This is a genomic window from Paraburkholderia sp. RL17-383-BIF-A (assembly GCF_046028015.1).
Lineage (GTDB): Bacteria > Pseudomonadota > Gammaproteobacteria > Burkholderiales > Burkholderiaceae > Paraburkholderia.
This window is the reverse complement of the sequence record NZ_JARESR010000034.1, coordinates 17,949-38,160: the sequence shown is the minus strand read 5'-3', so window position 1 is coordinate 38,160 and position 20,212 is coordinate 17,949. Positions and strand designations below refer to the sequence as shown.

The window sequence follows — 20,212 nt, the reverse complement described above, 5'->3', positions numbered from 1 at the left end:
TAATTTTTCAGGCTGAAAAGCAATGACAGGCTCAGTGCTAAGCGCCTATCTGCTCACGAACAAGGTCGCCGTCAGAACAGCGATCAAAGTCAGCATTTCCGTATGGGGCGCGCTCGTGATTGCGCTTCTGATGAATTTCGAACATCCGGTGTGGGCAATGATCACCGGAATGATTTCTTTCTTCGCACCGGACCACGCACAGGTCGTCAAAAAATGTCTGTTTCAGTGCATCAGCACTATTCTCGGTGGATTGCTGGGACTACTCTTGATGGCGTTCACGGCACAAAGTCCTTTCATGTTGGCACTGCTTGTAGCGGCGGTTATTTTCGTCTCCGCGAGCCTGTCCTATCACACACGCGACGGCAACTTCACGTTCTGTTGTGCAATCTTCTCAGTGACCGTGGTCATCATGGTGATGATCCCCGGATTTATCGGTCCGACGAGCGAAGAGTTCATCGTCATCTTCATCGATCGTATTGGGGCGATCATCGCAGGGATCGCCTGGGCTGCGCTCGTCAGTGCCGCACTGTGGCCGGTGTACAGCACCGATATGCTGTACGGTACGAGCCGCAAGCTTGTCGATGCGTTGTTTCACCTGAATAGCGACTTCGCACTCGACGACGACGCACTGCGGTCGAAGCAGGCGGCTATTTATTCGACGCTTGTCGAGTGCGAGGACGCGGCGAACCACTGCAGTCTCGAAGGTCATTGGGGACAGCGGGCGGCAAAAATTGCGCGAGAAATGAACCGTGTGTCGGTCGAAATAGTCTCGGAATCGTACGCTTTGCACCAGCTTCAGCCGGACGAACAACACGCCGTCGCGGCGGAACTCCAGCGCCTGACCGAGGCTGCGGCATCGATGCCGCTCGATCGGGTGCGCCGGATGCCGCACGAGATGGATTCGCTCACGGAGTTTATTTGGGAGTTGAATGGCTCGATCGCAAAGGACCGGGAGATCGTCGAGTTCACCGGGCGGTCCTTGCTGCTCACGAAGTTGCACAACCTCGCGCTGCAGCTAAAGTCGCTCGCCGACCTGTATGGTAGCCTGCTTCGAGCAGAAAAAATCGACGTCGAGGGCACGAGGATCAAGCGGCACTTCCAGTTCCGTAACAGCGTTACGACCGGATTACGATCGTCCTTGCTGTTCGTGATTGTCTTTGGCCTGTGGTACGCGACCGGATGGGGTCAGGGATTTCTAATCGCGGTCGTGCCCGTCGTCTTCAGCATCATGCTCGGTAAGTTGCCTCACCCCGAAATCATTCTGAAGAAGATCGTCATTGGGACGGCCATAGGCATTCCTGTAGGTCTGGCAGTGTTCATTTTGCTGGCTCAGGCGCCGAGCGCGATTGAGCTGTTGATCCTGACGGCAGGCAGTGTGTTGTTCTTCGGATTGATGGGTCTGTCCAGTCTCATGTCGTTCCCCTATAGTCTCGGCTTCTGCCTGTCGTACATGATTCTCGTGCTTCCTTTGAACACGCCTGCGTTGGCCTTGAATGTGCCATTCGCTATCGAACGCTCGTTGTCGGTCGGCATCGGTTCCGCGATTCTGGCGCTCCTTTACGTCTTGCTGCCACGGCGGCCGTTGTTTAAAGAGGGGGCATCCGCCGCTTCGCTATTTGAAGCGGATCTACGCAATGTCATCCTGACGAATCGCCACGGCAACGGCGCTGCAAATGCGCTGAAGCACCGTGTCGGACTGGTCATCGACAAGCTGGTCGCCGCCAGCCATGAAGTGGAGCCCGACACCAGGGCGGCATTGGTGGATAAAGCTGGGCAATGCATTTTCTTGATGACGCAGGTCAGCAAAGTTGATGCCTACCTGGAAGGCATCGGGATGCCTGCCCGATCGGACGCACTGAGGCCGTGGAAGACCGAGCTTTATCGGAACTACCTTTTTGACGGCTGGCAAAACAAGCACCGACTTGTAGATGGCGTCGCTCCGATTCCTCTGCCGAACCGCGTTTCCACAAGCGACACAAAAATATCGCGTGATCACTACCTGCGCGAATGCGATTACTTGATCCGACGCGTATTCAAGTCGCTTCCGCTTCAGGAAACAATGCAATGAAACCTCGCCATATCGCTTCAATTCTGGCATGCAGCATGGTGTTATCTGGTTGCAGCCTGATACCCGAGTATCACCGTCCTACTGCGCCAGTTAGGCCGACATGGCCCACAGGTCCCGCGTATGCATCCGCGTCTGCGAACAGCGGAAAGATGGCGCCCGACATCGGCTGGAAAGAATTTTTCAAAGACCCGGGTCTGCGCAGCGTGATCGGAGTTGCACTCGAAAACAATCGCGATCTTCGCAAGGCCGCGTTAAACGTCGACGCGTCCCGCGCGCTGCACCGTATCCAGAACGCGAAATTGCTGCCGAATGTCGGCGCGGGCGCATCGGCGAACATACAAAGACTGCCATCTGACGTATCGGCTTCGGGACTGCCAGGCATGGAGAACCAGTACGAAGTCGCGTTGGGAATGAGCTCCTATGAGGTCGACTTCTTCGGCAAGGTACGAAGCCTCTCGAAGCAGGCGCTGGAAACCTATCTCGCCAGCGACGAGGCGCAACGCAGCGAACGAATCGCCCTGGTGAGCGAGGTTGCGGATGCCTATTTAACCTGGCGGACAGATCAGAACCTCGCGAAGTTGACGGATGCAACCCTGGCGAGCAATCAAAAAAGTCTGGACCTGGTCGAACACAATGAGCGAAAAGGTATTGCATCAGCGTTGGCGGTGCGGCAGGCTCGTGTGGCGGTTGACCGTGCGCGCACCCAGCAGGCTGCTGATATGCGTCAGGTCGCGCAGGATATCAATGCCCTTGAGTTGCTAGTCGGCGCGCCTTTACCGAACGATTTGCCTAAGGAAGATCCGCTCGACAATACGGTGATCTACAACCTTCCCGTGGGACTGTCTTCGGACGTTCTGTTGCGTCGCCCGGACATCCAGGCTGCTGAACATCAGCTTCTCTCGGCCAACGCGAATATCGGTGCCGCGCGTGCGGCATTCTTTCCAAGCATCACGTTGACAGCCTCGGCCGGCACAACGAGCGCCGGGCTCAAGGATCTGTTCACGCCGGGCCAGGGTATCTGGACATTCGCACCTCAGATCAACGTGCCGATTTTCAACGGCGGCAGCCTCAAGGCCAGTCTTGATTACTCGAAGATCCAGAAAGATATTGCGATTGTGCAATACGAGAAAAGCATTCAGGTCGCCTTCCGGGAAGTCGCGGATGGACTCGCCGCACGCTCTACCTATGTCGACCAGCTTCAGGCGCAGCGCGATCTGGTGCAAAACAACAAGGAGTACTTCGCCCTTGCGAACGAACGTTTTCGCCAGGGCATTTCCACCTATCTCACAGTACTCGATGCTCAGCGTGAGTTGCTGTCCTCACAGCAGCAACTTCTGAGCGATCACATGCTGCAATTAACTACAGAGATCAGTCTGTATAAGGCGCTCGGAGGCGGATTGTCGGAATGATATCTTTTCTTCTGAACAGGCTCCGCGGGTGAATCGGGTGGCGCCATTCGATGGATTAAAAGAAATATGGATATGCTTCAAGGTATGCGTGCATTTGTGCATGTTGCAGAAAATGAGAGCTTTACCGATGCGGCGCGCCGGATGCAGACTACAACCGCGCAGGTATCACGGGCCGTGACCGCGCTCGAGGATCACTTGTGCACCCGCCTTATAAATCGCACGACACGGCGTATGGCGCTGACGGCGGCAGGAGAGCGCTACCTGCGACGCTGTCAGCAGATACTGATGGAAATCGATCACGCAGAGGCGGAGGCGCGCAAGGCTCACACACACCCTTCGGGCGTGCTGCGGCTTCACGCGATGTCCAGTTTCGGACAGCATCACGTTGTACCGGCGATTGCGCGCTACTCGAAGTTGCATCCGGCTGTTTCCATCGATCTCACCTTTTCCCAAAGCGTTCCAGATCTTGTCGCCGAAGGCTTTGACGTTTCGCTGGTGCTCGCGCCGCAGATGCCGGATTCAGATCTTGTCGCGCGCCATCTGGGTAGCGTCTTTAGCGTCGCCTGCGCATCGCCGGACTACATTAGCGAATCCGGCGTGCCGCAGACACCGGCCGACCTCGGGACGCATACGTGCATTCAGCTACGCACCCCGGTGTTCCCCGCAGATCGATGGAAGTTTGAAGGTGCTGACGGCATCGAAGAGGTCCTTTTGGACCCATCAACACTCCGAGTCAATACAGCAGAAGCGCTTGATGTCGCTATCCAGTCTGGACTCGGTATCGGACTGCTGCCTTGCGCCACGGCTCTCGCAGGACTTCGCGCCGGAACCTTGGTGCGGATTCTGCCGACTTACACGCTACAGGAACTGAATCTCTACCTCCTTTATTCGTCCAGAAAGCATCTGGACGCAAAAATCCGAACATGGGTCGAGTTCCTTCTCGCGGAGATGCCCGGCGTGCTTGCAGCCGACGCGGAACTCATCGGGACTTCTCCTGCCCATATGCGGGACAATGCAGGTTGGGACGTGGTTTCGTCGGCATCAAGACTGTCCGTTCCGAAGGTGGCTGAAGTTTGGATCAACAGATGACATGAGGAGCGCGAATCGCACTCGTCACGTAGCCCTACGTCCGGATCACGCGTAGCTAGAACCGGATCGGAAATATTTGCATTCCCTGGCGCATGGCGGACAGCCGTCGGGTCGGCCTGTACGTTGTTGTGGGAAGGACACACAGAGTCCGTAATGGGAAAAAGTTCGAAAGAGGGCTCGCTGATAACCCGTGCTCGACTGCTGGATTCAGCAGAGATGCTCTTCGCGACAGAGGGCGTCGAGCATGTATCGTTATTGCGGATCGCCTGCCACGCGGGTTTGACGAGAGGTGCGCTTTACTGGCACTTTGACAATAAGAACGCACTGCTGGCAGCGATGTTTGAGAGGGGGTATGCGAGGATTGCTACCCGCATCGAGGCGTTTAGCGAGCGCATCAGTACGGGCGTTTTGCTTGAAGACGTCCAGGGATTCTGCCTGCAACTTGTCGAAGAGCCATTCGTCGATACACAGACCATGCGCTTTTTCGTGATTTTGCTCGCGCGCACCGAGATGACCGAGCAGAATGCCCTTGCGATCGGTTTTAGGCACGCCGTAGACTCCTTGATTTCGGTACTGAGAACAGCGCTAGATCGCGCGATCGGACATGGTGTATTGCCATCTACTCTCGACAGCCGGTGCTGTGCTCACTACATCCATGGTCAGATCGTTGGGGCGCTTATCCTGACGCTCGACACAGCACCCCGGACCTCGGCGCGCGCTGTTGCTCGCGCTACCGTGTCGGCCGCGTTGACGGCACTTACCTGTCCATCGGTCCTAGACGCCCTGAGTACCACGCGGAGCACTATTCGGTGAGCGTAATATATCAGAGGGCGTCATTCCATAGCGTGCGACGATCGTCCGGCAAAAATGTGCCTGACTCGAAAAGCCCCAACGGAACGCGATCTCTCCGATAGTTACTTTCCGTCCCGCATGAGTGACCAGGTCGCGGTATGCTCGCGCGGCTCGCTGCGCCCAGATATAGTCGGAAAGCGAAGTTCGCTCCGCAGCGAATAGACGATTGAGATGTCGCACTGAAACACCGACTTTGACCGCAACGTTCGTAGGCGTCAGTTGTGTGTCACTCAAATTCTGGGCGATATAGCCCTTCGCCTGCAGAACATAAAACACGGATGGCTCGAGTGCAGATGCTCCGTTCCTGCTCGATTTCACCATCGAGCGCAGCAGCATATGGGTGCGTGCCGGCAACGACTCCGCACTTTCGGCTGCCGGGTCCCGCAGATAGCTGGTCAGGACCCGCCGAAACTCGGCTCCCACAGCGATACCGACACCGGGCGTCGGCGCAATTTTGAGCGGTAACTCGTCAGCCCGGATGTCCCACTGTTCGGCCAGTTCGGTCACGGGAATATCCACGAGTAGCTCACGCATATCCGAGAGAAAGCCAAACGTAAAGGGACGACGTGTGTCGTAGATTATTGTGTCGCAGACGGTCAGAGACTGACTTTGGCCGCCCTGAATGAAGTATGCGTTTCCTTTAACCAGGTGACACGCAAAGATCGATTCCTTGGGAAACTCCTTCACGAGTCGCGGGTTCCGTTCGATCACATGATCGTTTCCTTCGATCTCGGCAACGCGCATGGTGTCCAGAGTACCGTTCGCCTGCCGCGCAGTCAGCCCTGACTCCGATAGCGAAGACGTGCGCAACCCGATCAGCGCCGCGGCGTTGTATTTATCCCAATATGCGAGCCTTTCTTCGATCGCCACGGGATCCGTCGATGCGTACGTGAGTAAAGGGGGATAAGTATTCACCGGTTTTGTCTCCAATTTTGCGGTCGCTTCTGCGGCGACCGTCGTCTGATTTCGGCTTTCTAGAAAGCTACCACTTATAGGGACGCCTGTCAGGCGTCGTCGAAATTGAGGTGATCTGGTGTCCCGCTCAGTCAAATCCCACGTCCTCAGGAATCAAACCGACCTCCGCCATTGACGATAAATTGTCTTCACGATTTCAAGGAGACGATGATGGTAGATAGAGCAAAGAATGAATTCTGGCGCGACCTCAGCCCGATCGCCAACCCGTTCAAACCGCACGCGTTGCCGGAGGCGTACATCGCCGGCGCGGCGTCGGAAGATGACCGGCTTTACGTGCCGTTCACCGAAACCGTGTCATCCCGTCCGTTGTGGATCTCGCCGAGCGAAAACAGGTGGTGCGACATCCTGATGGCGAAAGAAGCGGGCCTCGTCAATCGGCACTACCACCCGCATGAAGTTTTTGCATACACCATCTCCGGCAAATGGGGATACCTCGAACATGACTGGACCGCCACAAAAGGCGACTTCGTTTACGAGACGCCAGGCGAAGGCCACACACTCGTTGCCTTCGAACATGAGGAACCGATGCGGGTTTTCTTTATCGTGCACGGACCGCTGATCTGGTTAGACAAGGATGGCAAGTCCGACGGCTATTTCGATGTTCACGACTACATCGAGATGTGCGAGAAGCACTACGATGCGATGGGCTTCGGTGCTGACACGATCAAGGGCTTGTTACGCTAAAGGCGTCTGCAGAAGCCAGAGAATGCCCCCGCATAGGAGACAACAGCATGACATTCCTCAAAAACACCTGGTATGTCGCGGCGCTCGCCAGCGAAATCACCACCGCACCGATGGCTCGCACAATCTGCGGCGAATCGATCCTGATGCTTCGCAAGGAAGACGGCACTTGCGTCGCGGCGGGCAACCGGTGCCCGCATCGATTTGCGCCGCTGCATACAGGAACTGTCGTAGGCGACGGCATCATCCAATGTCCGTATCACGGCCTGCAGTTCGATGGCACATCGGGTCAGTGCGTCCACAATCCGCACGGCGACGGCAAAATTCCCCATGCCGCGCGAATCCCGACTTATTCCGCCGTTGAGCGCCACGGGTTGCTCTGGTTGTGGCTGGGCGATCCAGGCAGGGCTGACCCATCCGTCATTCCAGATTTTGGTTTCATGACGTCACCCTCGTTTCGCACTTTGTCCGGCTCCATTTATGTGCGCTCGCACTACGAGTTGATTGCTGACAATCTGATGGACCTCTCTCATGTCGAATATCTGCACGCAGGTGGCCTCGGCAGCGAAGCGATCAAGAAGGGGAAAACCGAAGTTACTCAGGACGGGGCTACAGTGCATTCGAACCGTTGGTGTCCGGACGGTATGGCGCCGCCCGTGTGGGACGCCATATTCGACAACTACGGAAAGCCCGTCGATCATTGGCTGAATATGCGCTGGGATGCGCCCGGGGTTCTGCGGCTCGATGTGGGCGTTGCGCCAGTCGGCGAGTCTCGTGAAAAAGGGGTGTGGGCGTATTTCAACCATTTTCTGACGCCTGAAACGCAGACGTCAACGCACTACTTCTGGTCGGTAAGCCGGCCGTTCAAGCTGGACGACGAGTCTGTCGACAGGAACATTGAGGAAGCCGTACACGTTGCATTCGTCGGAGAAGATGTACCGATCATCGAGCGAGTCGAGCTGATGATGGGCGGCAAGACTTTCGACCAGATGCGGCCTGTTTTATTGACCGCAGACGCCGGTGCTTTGCGGGCGAGGCGCGTGCTCAAGCAATTGATCAGTGACGAGCAGGAACCTCAGCCAGTCGTGGAGGCAGCAGCGGCATCATGACTACCGACAAGCTGCTCAACCTCATGGTTGCAAAACGCACGGATGAAACTGGTGACATTCTGTCCGTCGAGTTAGCCGATCCCGATGGCAACTGCCTCCCGCCTTTCGAGGCGGGCGCCCATATCGACATACATGTCGCTGAGGGCTTGGTTCGCCAGTACTCCATTTGCAACTCGCCATCAGACCGCTATCGATATCGCCTGGGGATTCTGCGTGCATCACAATCTCGCGGTGGGTCCTCCTCGCTACACGCAGCATTGAAGCCTGGCACACGGTTGGCCGTCGGCGCACCGCGCAGCGCCTTCCGGCTACGCGAAGGGTCAACATTCGGTGTGCTGGTCGGTGGCGGGATAGGCATCACGCCGTTGATGTCGATGGCCCATCGGCTGCACGAGCTTGGCACGCCTTTCGAGTTGCACTACTGCGTCAGATCGCAGGCGCAGGCCGCCTTTATCAGCGAGCTTGCTTCCTGCAAGTTCAAGTCGGCCGTGCAGTTCCACTTCGATGATGGTGACCCCAAGCAACGCTTCTCCCCAGCGGTTTTTGCGCAGCGAACGGCGGCGGATCTCTACCTCTGCGGGCCGGCCGGCTTTATGGAGTGGGTCACATCGTCGGCTGTTGCAGCGGGTCTGGCAACAGGACGAATCCACTCAGAGCGATTCTCGGCGGCACCGCTTGCGGGCGGATGCACCTTCACGGTCAAGGCGGCGCGAAGTGGCGTCACTGTGGACGTAACCGACAAGCAGACTATCGCCGACGCGCTGCACACGGTGGGCGTATCGGTCCAAATGTCTTGCGAACAAGGCGTTTGCGGGACCTGTCTGACCCGTGTTGTCGAAGGTGTCCCTGACCACCGCGATCTTTTTCAAACCGAGGCTGAAAAGGCCGCTAACACTCATATCGCGCCGTGCTGTTCGCGCTCGCTATCTAGTGTGATCACACTCGATATCTGACGGATTTGCAATGGAGGTTGCGCGGCATCAGACAAAGCCTACCGCGCAGCACCCGCTCTTCGCGTGGTGACATCGGGTTGACCATGATTCAACGGGTTACGCCAGTTCGAACGGTCCGACTTGCCACGCAATCGGGTTTGACCGCAAGGACGACAAAAGAAGGCTCAGTGCGTCGCGGAATTCGGACGGGCGAAAACAGGTGTGCAGCAGATCCAAGTCTGTTTCTTTCGTTTCAACGTTCTCGTCCCCGCTCATGGGGATCATGCGTGTACCCAAAAGCCGCTCTGCCAGCCGGCCCAGCTGTGCATGTCGATCAGGGGAAACGGTCTCGTTAAGTACGCCTGCCAGCCTGCAGCATGACGCGTAGGCTTCCATGCGAAACGAAGCGGTTCCGCGCTGAGTTGGCGTGCTTTCGTTAGGTACGACCCGGTCGTTTGCGGCCGCCGCCACCATGCGCTCGGTTGCGCGGGCAATTTCTGCCAGCCCCCCCGCATGTCCGGTCTTGACCACGATCTGAAAGGCCCGTGTATAAAGGACATCGCCGAGCAGGACGCCCGCGGCCGTTCCGAGTGTCAACAATGGATTTGCTGGTGTACCGGCCGTTGCGTCGGATAGCTGCGCATGTGCCCCGAGCGACAACACCATCAACTCCATCGCTGCGGCAAACGCATAAAGGCACCCCTCCCTACCGTCCTGGACGCCGATCGCACGTGCGCAAAGCATCAGCACGCTGCTCGCGAGCAACCGTTCGTTTGCGATTGCACCGTCGATGAACGGGCGTGCAAAGGCAAGGTGACTGCTTTGTTTGTCGCCGACTTGGTTGAGAATGGCGGTGAGATCGGTGGAAATTGGGGCTTGGAAGTCGTACAAAACATCGTGTCTCATCGTGTGACTAATGGCGGTGCGATCTGTTGTCCAGCGTTGACCAGTATTTTGCCAAGCATCCCTTTGAACAGATCGATCTCTTCAACCGTGAAGCTTAGCAGGAGACCCTTCAGCGTCTCCGTAAATATGGCGGGAATCTGCGCAGCGGCGCGCTCGCCTTCCGCACTCAGCCAAAGGAGAAGTACGCGCCGGTCCGTTGGAATACGGCGGCGCACAACGAGTCCTACCTTTCCTAACCGGTCAACCAGCCGCGTTACTGCACTGGCGTCTATGCCGAGCTCGCGTGCAAGTTCTGCCGCAGAGCATTCACGAGCAATAGCAATGGCTAGCAAGATGGCGGCTTGCGATGTTGTCAGACCAAGCGTGGAAAGCGTGCGTTGCGTGGCGGCATCCCACAACACAGCACGCGCACGGCAAATTAAATTGCACAAATGTATCTTTTCGTCGGCGACGAGAGAAGGATAGGCGCTCATCGCGTCTGCTGAACATTGACCGTTAAACACTGGGGAAGAATCGCAAAGGTAACTTGCCGCACAGCGCGGAACAGTGTGCCGTGCGTTGAGGCATATTTTCTATCGGCACCAAATGGTAGGTGCAGCGCAAGTGCAACAGCTAAAGGCTGTTGTGACGCAGTCATTGGAAGGGAAACGAGCGCATTAGATTCGCTTTGCTCCTGGAAGCAATGTTACGCCACTCCTTGCGTCGGAACTGTTGCAAATCCAGCAAATTATCTTTCAAGAATCGCTGATCTCCTGCTCGGAGTCTTGTGGTTGGCCTGCCGGAAGAACGCTTTGAATCGACCCAGCAAAAATATTTCTATAGTTCTGGCAAAGGTGCATTGAAAGAAATGCGATTTCATCTGAGCACCAACAATCCTAAACTCGCTACGGCCCAACACAATGCGTTGGCAATCCAACCAGGAAGGGAAGTGCTTCGTATGAAATTGCCCGTCATATCCATCGCTATTGCAGTCATTCTGGTTGCGCCAACGACCTCCTTCGCGCAGTCCGCCGAACCAGACATGCTCACAAATTTTGAAAGCGAATCCGTCGACTCCCTAACGGTACGTCAGGGCCAATTGGAACAAACTTCCTACCCAGACAGATCAAAGGCAACCGATAGGTCCATAGCGCGGAGCGGCGCAAGCGAGCAAAGCGCGTCACCCTCGGACCTGCGAGTCAGCTCGTACTCGCCGCCTGTCCACATTGCAAGATGATATGGCGTGTCAACTTGCGGGACGGCAGACGAAACAGAGGCATATCCGGATGCAAAGGTCGCGGCGATGAATGCCAGCCTTCCTTGGCGATAGTTTGGGAGTTCAGTTTGCTGCTCGAGATGCACGGGATCTCATTCTGCGACTACTCGCTTGATCCGCATGCCGCACGCGCTTCTGTCCTCGTCAGTCAACTGCACGGCAGCATTTCGAATGACGGATTGTCGGTTCGTAGGTCAACTGGTGTGCACGAAAAATCACCTGGCGCGGCGCGCGTCGCAGAGCGACTGCTTATCACGGTCCATAACATATAGGCACAGTTCCATAGCGATACACGATTTATGTAATGTTGAGTACCGTCCAGCTTTTTTTTGCGAATTCAGTCGGTTTTCGCCAGCACACTTTCGTGTGCCGAATAGGTCGCCATTAACCAGGAAGATGGACGGCTCAAAATGTCGCGTTGACGAAAGAGGAAAGTCGTGCCTTGACGCGCAAAAAGCTGTTGGCAGCTGCGGCCGAGGTCTTCGCCCGAGAAGGATTCGGCGGTACGTCAATCGACCGCATCGTTGATGACGCCGGTTTCACTAAGGGTGCGTTCTCTTCTAATTTGTCATCGAAGGAAGACATTTTCCTTCAGCTGGTCGAGGGTCCTGCGCTCCATGCCCAGCACGATCCTGAAGAAAAGCCGATGAATTTCGATGAACCCGAGGCAATTGTCGAGGCCATCTGCGAATGGGCGACGCTTAATTCGCGCGAAGTTGACCGGCGATCGTTGATCCTGGACCTTTGTACGGCATGCTCAACGAGACGCGGTTCTCACGAAGCGACACACTGAGCTGTCCACTGCGAACTCGATAGAAGTAGGGTCGCTCGTCACGAAAAATTTTCCGGACGACAAAGCGCCGGCAACGCCACTAGAAATGGGCGCGATGGTTAGGGCGCTGACGTCTGGAGCCGCCACGCATTTCCACGGCGGACCTACGACTGGCGACTTAATACGCCTCGCCTTGCGTGGTCCGATGGCATCAGCGCGAGAAAGCGAGAAAATGCAGACTGACTCTTCAAAGCATCCAGGGCGTGCATCGCAGCGAAACCGGTGACGCCGGGCACCCAGTGTTGTTAGTTCTGAGGGCCTTGCCGGGAAGCCGCGGGCGACATCTTCCGGGCAATGTTTGAAAACCAGGACGTGGATACATTGCAATTAGACGCGCACGTCGTTGAGAGCAGAAGCTTCACCGGGACCGCGTGCATGATCCTGCACGCAGCTAGGATGACGCTCTCGTCGAGGTCGCTGCCTCTTGCGAATGCGCTAGTACGCCCGCTGAATGCCGCCGTCGTCGGCTTTACGCGATATTGCAGGCTCAGGAACGAGTATCTTCAAACGTCCGCAAAGGCCGATGACGAAGCATTCATCTTCGACAATCGGATGGCTGGTTGCGAGGCGAAGCCGACGCCTGAACGTCTGATCGACGACGCATGTGAACGGCGGGTTGTGGCCGGTTGTATCCGTTCGGCGAGGACGCCACAAAGCGGCCGTTGGCGTCGAGCGAACCTGCGAATGGCTGCTCACCGTGCCGGTTGCTGAACGAGTACAGTCGGCCATGAAGAGACAGCTGTTCGGCGCCACCGAATGGCCGGTCATGGCGCCATGGCAGCCATTTAAAGCATCGATGGTCCGTGTCTCTATCGCCGTGCTCCCCCCGCTGTCCCCTGGCGAATCCCAAGTAGATCGAAGTCAGGTATCTGAGTCAGTATTTTCGAGGCTACTTCGAGCAGCAGCCAGCACGTCCTCAGACAGCGTCGACAGCAGGGGAGAATCGACCTCTGCAATTGCTACGAGTCGTGATGCGCCTGCGATCCTCAACTGTCAACTTGTCATCGGGATATCCTTTCCAATCCTGAGTCCAGTGCGCTTTCAATCCAGCGGTACCGTTAGCCGGTCGATTACGGCCCGCGTCTCGGGCCGCACGCCACGCCACCACGCGAAGGCCTCTGCTGCCTGTTCGACCAGCATGCCGACTCCGTCCGCGACGCGCTGCACACCCGCATTGCGCGCGAGTCGCAAGAAGGGCGTCAGGCGCTTTCCGTAGGCCAGTTCATAAGCTGCGCCCGTTGGACTGAACACGCTCGGTGGAACGGGCGGCAGATCGCCGGTGAGACTGGCCGAAGTCGCGTTGACTACCAGATCGAACTGTCCCATGGCCTCGAGATCGCCGTAGCCACAGGCGAGTAGTGGGCCGCCGGCGACGACCTGCGCGACCAGCGCCTTGCCCTTCGCCAGGTCCCGGTTCGCGACGACCAGTTCCGCAGGCTGCGCGGCGAGGAAGGGCAGCAATGCGCCACGCACCGCGCCGCCTGCGCCGAGGATCAGCACGCGCTTGCCGCTCATCGGCAGTTTCAGATTGACCTTGATATCGCGCAACAGGCCTACGCCGTCGAAGTTCTCGGCGATGATCCGGCCGTCCCTGAAGCTCAGCGCGTTGGCTGCGCCCGCCAGTTCCGCCCGTTCGCTTTGCTCGTCGGCCATGGCGAAGGCCTTCAGCTTGAACGGCGCGGTCACGTTCATGCCTTTGCCGCCCGCCGCAATGAACGCACGCACAGTTGCTGCGAATGCGTCCTGCGGCTCCAGTGGACCTTCGATGGCCGTATAGGCCATGTCCTGCTGCGTCTGCTGTGCAAAGAGACCGTGGATCAGCGGTGATTTCGTGTGTCCGATCGGGTTGCCGATCACTGCGTACTGGTCGCTCATCATGGCCTCACTTTTGAATACAACACGCCGTCGGTTTGCATCGCGTCGATTTCGGCGACGCTGAAGCCCAGCGCTTGCGCCACTTCCGCGTTGTGCTGACCGAGGTCTGGCGCGACCTCGCGGATCGTCGTGTCGCAGTCGGAGAAATGAAAGGGCAGGTTCGGCATGTGCAATTTGCCGTAGCGCGGATGCTCCTGCTCGACCACCATGCCGCGCGCGACGATCTGCGGATCGGCAAGCACTTCGTCGATGCGCTGCACCTTGGCGCACGGCACGTCGACGCCATCCAGCATCTCGAGCACCTGCGCAACGGGTTGGCTGGCCACCCAGGGCTTTACGACGGACAGAATGTCCACGCGGTTCGCATTGCGGCCTGCGAGCGTGTGAAAGCGAGTGTCGGCGCCGAAGCCGGGCGGGCCGCCCTGAGCTTCGACGAGCGCTGCGAAGCGCTTCCACGCATCGTCCACCTGCGCGGCGATGACGAGGTCGCCGTCGGCGGCACGGAACACGCCGTAAAGCGTCGACGTGGGCATGTCGTGACCCGTCTGCTCCGGAAGGATGCCCTGCATCGTGTAGCACTGCACCGCGTACTCGTGCATCGACACCAGCGTGTCGTACAGCGCCATGTCGATATGCTGTCCGCGGCCGCTCTTCACGCGACCAAGCAGCGCGGCGTTGATCGCCGCCACCGCGTGAATGCCCGTGTACATGTCGCCGAGCGAAATGCGCATCAGCGGCGGCGGTTCGCCGGGCGTGCCGATCATCTGCATGATCCCGCTCTTTGCTTCGGCAATCAGACCGAAGCCGGCGCGATGCGCATCGGGTCCCGTATGGCCATAAGCCGAGATCGAGCAGTAGACCAGTTTCGGATTGCGCGCGGACAGTTCGTCATAACCCAGCCCGAGTTTGTTCAGCGCGCCCGGCCGGTAGTTCTCGACGAACACATCCGCCGAGTCGCACAGCCGTTGCATAAACTCTTTCCCGCGCGGGTCGCGCATATTGACGCTGACGCCGCGCTTGCCCATGTTGAGTTGCAGGAAGTAGCCACTCTGTTCGTCATCCAGCACCGTGGCATGCTGACGTCCCGCATCGCCGCTGCCGGGACGCTCGACCTTGATGACCTCGGCGCCCAGCGCCGCGAGACAGCGCCCGACATACGGACCGGCCAGAAAATGGCTGTAATCGACAACGCGAATACCTTCAAGAGGACGTGCCTGCATCAGAATGCTCCCGGGCGGCGCGGCACCATCAGACGATGCTCGCCATGCTGGACGACCTTGCCTTCCTGATTGACCAACTCGGATGGGAGCACCACGATCCCCCAGCCAGGGCGACTCTTGCTCGCGCGCATTGTGTCGATGCGGAACTTGACGTGCAGCACGTCGTTGACCTTGATGGGCAGATTGAAGTCCCATGTCCAGCCGAGCGACATACCCGGCAGGAAACGGTAATCGCTTTGCGTTTTGAGGCCATCGGCGATAGACAGGCCAAACAGACCGTGAGCGACGATCGAACCGAAGTGGCTCGCATTCGCGTAATCCTCGTCGACATGGACGGGCGTGTGGTCGCCTGTGAGGTCGGCGTAGGCCAGGATGCGTTGTTTGGTAACGGTATAAGTCGGGCTCACGCACTGATCGCCTTCGAGGGCGTCGTCCCAGTATTTTCCAATGATCGTCATGTCACGCCTCTGAACGTGGGTTGATCGCCAGTGCCTGCGCGACACATGTGGCAGGCCTCGCCTGAATCAGTTCGACGGCGAGGCCGTCGGGCAGGCGCAACCAGTTGCGTCCTTGCGGCATTTCGCTGACGCCGTATGTTTGCGCCGCGGCAAGCGCGGCCTCCATGTCCTCGCACATCACGCCGAGGTGGCCGAGGCGGCCTTCGGGTGCGTCGTGCTGCGGGTTATGAATGAATTGCAGGCCGCCGAGCGTCCAGTACTGACGGGGTTCCTCTACCGTGCCGTCGACCTCGCGCATCGTCATGCCGAGCACGTCTTCGAAAAAGCGGATGTGCCAGTGGATGTCTTTCACCCAGATAGCGACATGTTCCAGATAGGCTTTGCTGCCGTTCATCAGGTTGTCTCCGTTGTCGACCCGAGCTGGTGCGAAGCACTTGCCCGGATCTCATGCCAGTTATTGCGCTTTTCGGTCGGTCATCGCGCGTTCGATGCCCTTGATGCATGCCACCAGCGTCGCGTTGACGGGCGTCGGCACACCGTGCCGTTGTCCCCACCGCACGACCGCGCCGTTGATAAAGTCGATTTCGGTGATGGAGCCTTTTTCGAGGCTCTGCAGCATCGAAGTCTTGAAGCCAGCGGAAAGGCCTTCGCCGGCGAGGGTCCACGGGCGTTCAGGATCGGTGGAGGAAAGCGTCACGCCGGCGGCCTGGGCGACTGCGATCGCTTCGGCGATGGCTGCCAGGGCGGCTGTTTTAAGTAGCGGCTCGTCGTAGAGCTGGCCGTAGGTCAGGCCGGTGGTGCCCGTCAGCGCGCCCGTTGCGACATTGACCAGCAACTTGTCCCACATCGTGCCGACGATGTCGTCGCTGACCGTGGTGGCCAGTCCGGCCGCGTTGAAGGTTGCGGCGATCGCCATCACGCGGGATGTGATGCGGCCGTCGAGTTCGCCGATGTAAGTCGCCTTGCCGGCGACGCCGGACTCGATGTGCCCCGGATTGCGCAGCACGCCGCCGACGTAAGTCTTGCCCGCCAGCACGCGCTCACGACCCACGATGTCGGCGAGCACATCTTCGTGTCCAAGGCCGTTTTGCAGCGACAGCACCACGGTTTCGGGTCCGATCAGTTCCGGAGCGCCACGCATCGCCGCATCGGTATGAAAGGACTTGACCAGCACGACGACCAGATCGACGGCACCTACCTCGGCGGCCCGCGTCGTAGCCTTGGCATTCACGAGTCGCGAGCCGTTCGCATCGTCGACGAGCAGTCCGTCGCGCCGTATTGCGTCTACATGCGCCGCCGAGCGGTTCAGCAACCAGACCTCGTTGCCGCCTTCGGTTAGCGCCGCGCCGATGGCGCAGCCCAGCGCACCAGCACCCAGAATCGCAATCTTCACTATCGTCTCCTTGACCTGGAGATCAAGATACGATCGGGTACGCATGCTGGCAATGCAATGGATACAATGAGGTCATTGCGCCAGACAATATCGCCATGAACCCGGCAGAACTACCCGATCTGAAACTGCTGCAGCTTTTCGATCTTCTCTACGACGTTCGCAGCGTTACGCGCGTCGCGGAGCAGCTTGGACAAAGCCAGCCGACTGTCAGCATCTGGCTCGGCCGTTTGCGGGAGCATCTGCAAGACCCGCTCTTCATACGAACGCCAGGCGGCATGGCGCCGACACCGCAAGCCGATGCGTTGATCGGACCGTGCCGGGAGATTCTCGAATCGCTGCGGCGCTTTGCGGCGTGGGAAATAGCCTTCGATCCCACCACCGCCAGGCGGCGTTTCCGCATCTGCATGACCGACGCGAGCCACATCACGCTGCTGCCACGCATGCTGGCGCACGTGCGAGCGCAGGCGCCGGGAATCCGTCTCGAAGCCGCGAGGATCGACGGCAATACCGAACGCGCGCTGGAATCGGGCGAGGCCGACCTGGCAATCGGTCACGTGCCCTGGCTCGGCGGCGGCATCTACCAGCAGCAGCTATACATGCAGGATTGGGTGTGTTTGATGAACCGGCATCATCCGCGCATGCGCGGCAAGCTTGGGCTCAAGCAGTACCGCACGGAGGGCCATGTCGCCATCGCGGCAGGCACGGGGGCGCAATTGCTGGAGCAGGCGCTGGTGCGCGAGCACATCGAACGGGACGTCGTGCTCGAGCTGCCGGGTTTTCTCGGGCTAGGGGCCATCATCAAAAGCACCGATCTGATCGCCACGTTGCCGCGGCATATCGGCGAGACGCTGGCGAAGGTCAACGACCTGTCAGTGCATCCGTGTCCGATACCGGTGGAGGGGTTTGCAGTGCGGCAGCATTGGCACGCCCGCTATCACCACGAAGCGGGGAATCGGTGGCTGCGCGGTGTGGTGGCTCAATTGTTCAGTAGTCTGCGGTGACGTTGCGCGTCGGCTGTGGTTGTCATGCTGTGCCGGGGGGCCTACTTATTGCCGTTTGTGGGACTGGTTTCTCGCTGACGTCGTCTGCAACGGGACAGTGTTCGCAGGCAATGACCTTGTCATTGCCGCTGGGCAGATCAACAACACGTATGGCAGTCTCCTTGCAGGCCACAACATCGTCATTGGTGGGGTAGGCACCACAGCGGGTTCGACTACTCCGGCTGGCAGCCTGAATAACACTTCAGGCAACATCGTCGCGGGCAACGACATCACGCTCAATGTATCGGGTGCAATTACAAATAGTCTGCCACCGCCCGTACCCGTTCATCAGAATTACGGCACAACGGAGCAGTACAGCGGCTGCATGACGGCCGGTGGATACAAGGAAAGCTACTGCGAAGGCTATGTCGACCAGCAAACAGGAAACTCGTCGGTCATCAGCGCCGGAAACAACCTGCAGATCAACGCAGGTAGCCTGACCAACATCGGTAGCCTGATCGCGGCCGGCACGAGCGCGTCGATCAACGTTGCAGGCCCAGTCGTGAACGAGGCCCAGACACTGAACGCCTACTGGCACTCGCACTGGGTGCAGGAAACAGGCGACTTCAGTCCGGACAAGCGTCACGACGTCTGGGCTTGCGGCTCTGTAGCCGAATGCACGGCGCTGTACGGGAACGCGTATTCGAGCGCCGGGGGAACGATAGATCCGCCGACGCCGGTGGGTAACATCGCCGCGACGATCCACGCCCCGAATCTGTCGATTACGGCGAACGGGGAGATTCAGAACGTCGGTAACGTGATCGGGACGTCCGTCTCATTGACCGGGCAGAAGCTCATCAACGGCATCACCACGGCGAGCACCTACACACCGCGTGTGAATGCGCCGTCTCAGGTTATTTCATTAAGCATGATAAATCTGCCCGGGCTGAAGCTGTCGACGCCAAGCTCGGTAGGAGTGCCTCTGCCGACACCGGTGGCTGGCAAGGCATCATACGTTACCGGCTCGCTGGACGGTTCGGCGCTGGGTTCGGTGGGGCCGCAAAACCTGCTAAAAAACCTGCCGCCGAGCCTGCAACCGTCCTCGACGCTGTTCTATTACGACCCGCAGGCGGAAGATCAGATGCTGCAGCAAGCCGCGCTGCAGCAGACCGGGCAGGCGAGCTTTGTGAGCGGGCTGACTTACGACAGCACACATAACCTGTCGGTCACCGATCAGGAAAAGGCGATCCTGTATCAGAACGCCATTGATTACGCAAAACAAAACAATCTGCAGCTTGGCGACGCGCTCTCGCAAACGCAAATCAATGCACTGACCGAGCCGATGCTGTGGTACGTCGAGCAGTCAGTGCCCGACCCGGGGTGCATCTCGACGGGTGTGGTTACCTGCCCGACCGTTAGCGCGTTAATGCCGCAGGTCTACCTGCCGCCGAACTGGAATGCAATGTCGGCAGGTGGCAATATCGCCGGTCAGAACGTCACGCTCAATTTCAATCAGGATGGGCAGGGAAGCATCATCAACACCGGCACCATCGGCGCGTCGGACACGTTAACGGTTAACACGGGCACGCTGACCAATCAGGCGAATCAGGTCAATGTAGGAGATATCTGGCAGTACATTGCCGCAACCGGATATGAAAAGACGAGCGGCACGGAGGTCCAACCGGGCGGTTTCATAAGCGCGGCAAACATGGACCTGAACGTGCAGAAGCTCGAGCAGGTGATCCTGTCCGTCGCAGCCATCGCAGCCTCCGGCGCCGGAGGATCGACGCAGGGTAAGCTTATGCCGCCTCGAAGCGGACATTTGAACTTGGCTAAAAGCGGACATTACAACTTAGCCTCTACATACAAATGGGTGATAATTTATATTATGTAAACTTACCAATTACCCGTTGACTGTTCACTTCGGCCCAGCACTCGATCGGCCATATGGGCTTCGTCCGGCGAGCCAGTCACCTCCAAGAAAGCTGCGCCGTTCTACCACCACATCAGCGCGATATCCCGTGAAGCCCGTCGTCAGCAAATCGCCCTCGCCGCATCAACGAGGGCTCGTGAAAGTGGACGATTCCATGCGAGCTCGCGACCTGAAGCCGTCGCAGCCGCCGGTTAACCGGGGCCGGTCAGGAGATCGGATCGACCCGTAGATTCGCCGTGGGTAAG

The 20,212-nt window shown here is 58.4% G+C and carries 17 protein-coding genes and 1 pseudogene; 10 read left to right on the top strand and 8 right to left on the bottom strand.

Features of this window, described 5'->3' with window-relative positions; all coding sequences use genetic code 11:
• The first annotated feature begins 22 nt into the window (after positions 1 to 22).
• The 4 genes from P0D71_RS29380 to P0D71_RS29365 all read left to right on the top strand — a co-directional run bounded on the left by P0D71_RS29380 (position 23) and on the right by P0D71_RS29365 (position 5,379).
• Positions 23 to 2,068, top strand: a complete 2,046-nt coding sequence (locus P0D71_RS29380; protein WP_091808486.1) for an FUSC family protein — start codon at positions 23 to 25, stop codon at positions 2,066 to 2,068.
• Entirely contained in the window at positions 2,008 to 3,477 is a 1,470-nt protein-coding gene (locus P0D71_RS29375) for an efflux transporter outer membrane subunit (RefSeq protein ID WP_408483252.1), read from the top strand. The genes P0D71_RS29380 and P0D71_RS29375 overlap by 61 nt, the downstream gene beginning before the upstream one ends.
• A 66-nt stretch (positions 3,478 to 3,543) precedes the next feature.
• Positions 3,544 to 4,566, top strand: a complete 1,023-nt coding sequence (locus P0D71_RS29370) for a LysR family transcriptional regulator (protein ID WP_091808482.1) — start codon at positions 3,544 to 3,546, stop codon at positions 4,564 to 4,566.
• Between the two features lie 153 nt (positions 4,567 to 4,719).
• Entirely contained in the window at positions 4,720 to 5,379 is a 660-nt protein-coding gene (locus P0D71_RS29365; RefSeq protein WP_091808481.1) for a TetR family transcriptional regulator, read from the top strand.
• Here the strand turns inward: P0D71_RS29365 and P0D71_RS29360 are convergent.
• Positions 5,341 to 6,288 carry a helix-turn-helix domain-containing protein gene (locus P0D71_RS29360; RefSeq protein WP_408468753.1) on the bottom strand — a complete coding sequence of 316 codons (948 nt, stop codon included), beginning with the start codon at positions 6,286 to 6,288 and terminating at the stop codon, positions 5,341 to 5,343. The two genes, P0D71_RS29365 and P0D71_RS29360, sit on opposite strands and share 39 nt — an antisense overlap.
• Before the next feature lie 255 nt (positions 6,289 to 6,543).
• On the opposite strand from P0D71_RS29360, the gene P0D71_RS29355 reads away from it, so the two are divergent.
• From P0D71_RS29355 to P0D71_RS29345, 3 genes are read left to right on the top strand one after another with little or no spacing between them, the layout of a single operon-like run.
• A complete protein-coding gene (locus P0D71_RS29355) occupies positions 6,544 to 7,077 on the top strand; it encodes a 2,4'-dihydroxyacetophenone dioxygenase family protein (RefSeq protein WP_091808477.1) in 534 nt (177 codons plus the stop codon).
• 47 nt (positions 7,078 to 7,124) lie between these two features.
• Positions 7,125 to 8,183 carry an aromatic ring-hydroxylating oxygenase subunit alpha gene (locus P0D71_RS29350; protein ID WP_408483251.1) on the top strand — a complete coding sequence of 353 codons (1,059 nt, stop codon included), beginning with the start codon at positions 7,125 to 7,127 and terminating at the stop codon, positions 8,181 to 8,183.
• Positions 8,180 to 9,136 (top strand): PDR/VanB family oxidoreductase, encoded by a 957-nt coding sequence (locus tag P0D71_RS29345; RefSeq protein WP_091808473.1) that lies wholly within the window; start codon positions 8,180 to 8,182, stop codon positions 9,134 to 9,136. Before P0D71_RS29350 ends, P0D71_RS29345 begins: the two co-directional genes overlap by 4 nt.
• Positions 9,137 to 9,232: 96 nt before the next feature.
• Here P0D71_RS29345 and P0D71_RS29340 read toward each other — a convergent pair whose 3' ends face one another.
• Together P0D71_RS29340 and P0D71_RS29335 are read right to left on the bottom strand one after the other, a co-directional pair.
• Entirely contained in the window at positions 9,233 to 10,006 is a 774-nt protein-coding gene (locus P0D71_RS29340; protein WP_408302349.1) for a hypothetical protein, read from the bottom strand.
• Positions 10,007 to 10,017: 11 nt separating this feature from the next.
• Positions 10,018 to 10,494 carry a MarR family winged helix-turn-helix transcriptional regulator gene (locus P0D71_RS29335; protein WP_408483250.1) on the bottom strand — a complete coding sequence of 159 codons (477 nt, stop codon included), beginning with the start codon at positions 10,492 to 10,494 and terminating at the stop codon, positions 10,018 to 10,020.
• A 1,224-nt stretch (positions 10,495 to 11,718) separates the two neighbouring features.
• On the opposite strand from P0D71_RS29335, the gene P0D71_RS29330 reads away from it, so the two are divergent.
• Positions 11,719 to 12,069, top strand: a complete 351-nt coding sequence (locus P0D71_RS29330) for a TetR/AcrR family transcriptional regulator (RefSeq protein ID WP_408302353.1) — start codon at positions 11,719 to 11,721, stop codon at positions 12,067 to 12,069.
• Between the two features lie 1,080 nt (positions 12,070 to 13,149).
• Here the strand turns inward: P0D71_RS29330 and aroE are convergent.
• From aroE to P0D71_RS29305, 5 genes are read right to left on the bottom strand one after another with little or no spacing between them, the layout of a single operon-like run.
• Complete coding sequence (gene aroE / locus P0D71_RS29325) at positions 13,150 to 13,983, bottom strand: shikimate dehydrogenase (protein WP_408187998.1); 834 nt, start codon at positions 13,981 to 13,983, stop codon at positions 13,150 to 13,152.
• Positions 13,983 to 15,203, bottom strand: coding sequence for a CaiB/BaiF CoA transferase family protein (locus tag P0D71_RS29320; RefSeq protein WP_408187996.1), 1,221 nt, complete (start codon positions 15,201 to 15,203; stop codon positions 13,983 to 13,985). The genes aroE and P0D71_RS29320 overlap by 1 nt, the downstream gene beginning before the upstream one ends.
• Positions 15,203 to 15,661 carry a MaoC family dehydratase gene (locus tag P0D71_RS29315; protein WP_408483249.1) on the bottom strand — a complete coding sequence of 153 codons (459 nt, stop codon included), beginning with the start codon at positions 15,659 to 15,661 and terminating at the stop codon, positions 15,203 to 15,205. Before P0D71_RS29315 ends, P0D71_RS29320 begins: the two co-directional genes overlap by 1 nt.
• 1 nt (position 15,662) lies before the next feature.
• On the bottom strand, positions 15,663 to 16,055 hold the full coding sequence (locus tag P0D71_RS29310) for a VOC family protein (RefSeq protein WP_091801167.1): 393 nt from the start codon (positions 16,053 to 16,055) through the stop codon (positions 15,663 to 15,665).
• Between the two features lie 60 nt (positions 16,056 to 16,115).
• Positions 16,116 to 17,054: a ketopantoate reductase family protein gene (locus P0D71_RS29305; RefSeq protein WP_091801170.1), complete on the bottom strand. Its 939-nt coding sequence runs from the start codon at positions 17,052 to 17,054 to the stop codon at positions 16,116 to 16,118.
• Positions 17,055 to 17,149: 95 nt separating this feature from the next.
• On the opposite strand from P0D71_RS29305, the gene P0D71_RS29300 reads away from it, so the two are divergent.
• Together P0D71_RS29300 and P0D71_RS29295 are read left to right on the top strand one after the other, a co-directional pair.
• Entirely contained in the window at positions 17,150 to 18,055 is a 906-nt protein-coding gene (locus P0D71_RS29300) for a LysR family transcriptional regulator (protein WP_408187993.1), read from the top strand.
• 88 nt (positions 18,056 to 18,143) lie between these two features.
• Positions 18,144 to 19,928 (top strand): annotated as a pseudogene (locus tag P0D71_RS29295) (adhesin); the annotation flags it as partial.
• Between the last annotated feature and the right edge of the window lie 284 nt (positions 19,929 to 20,212).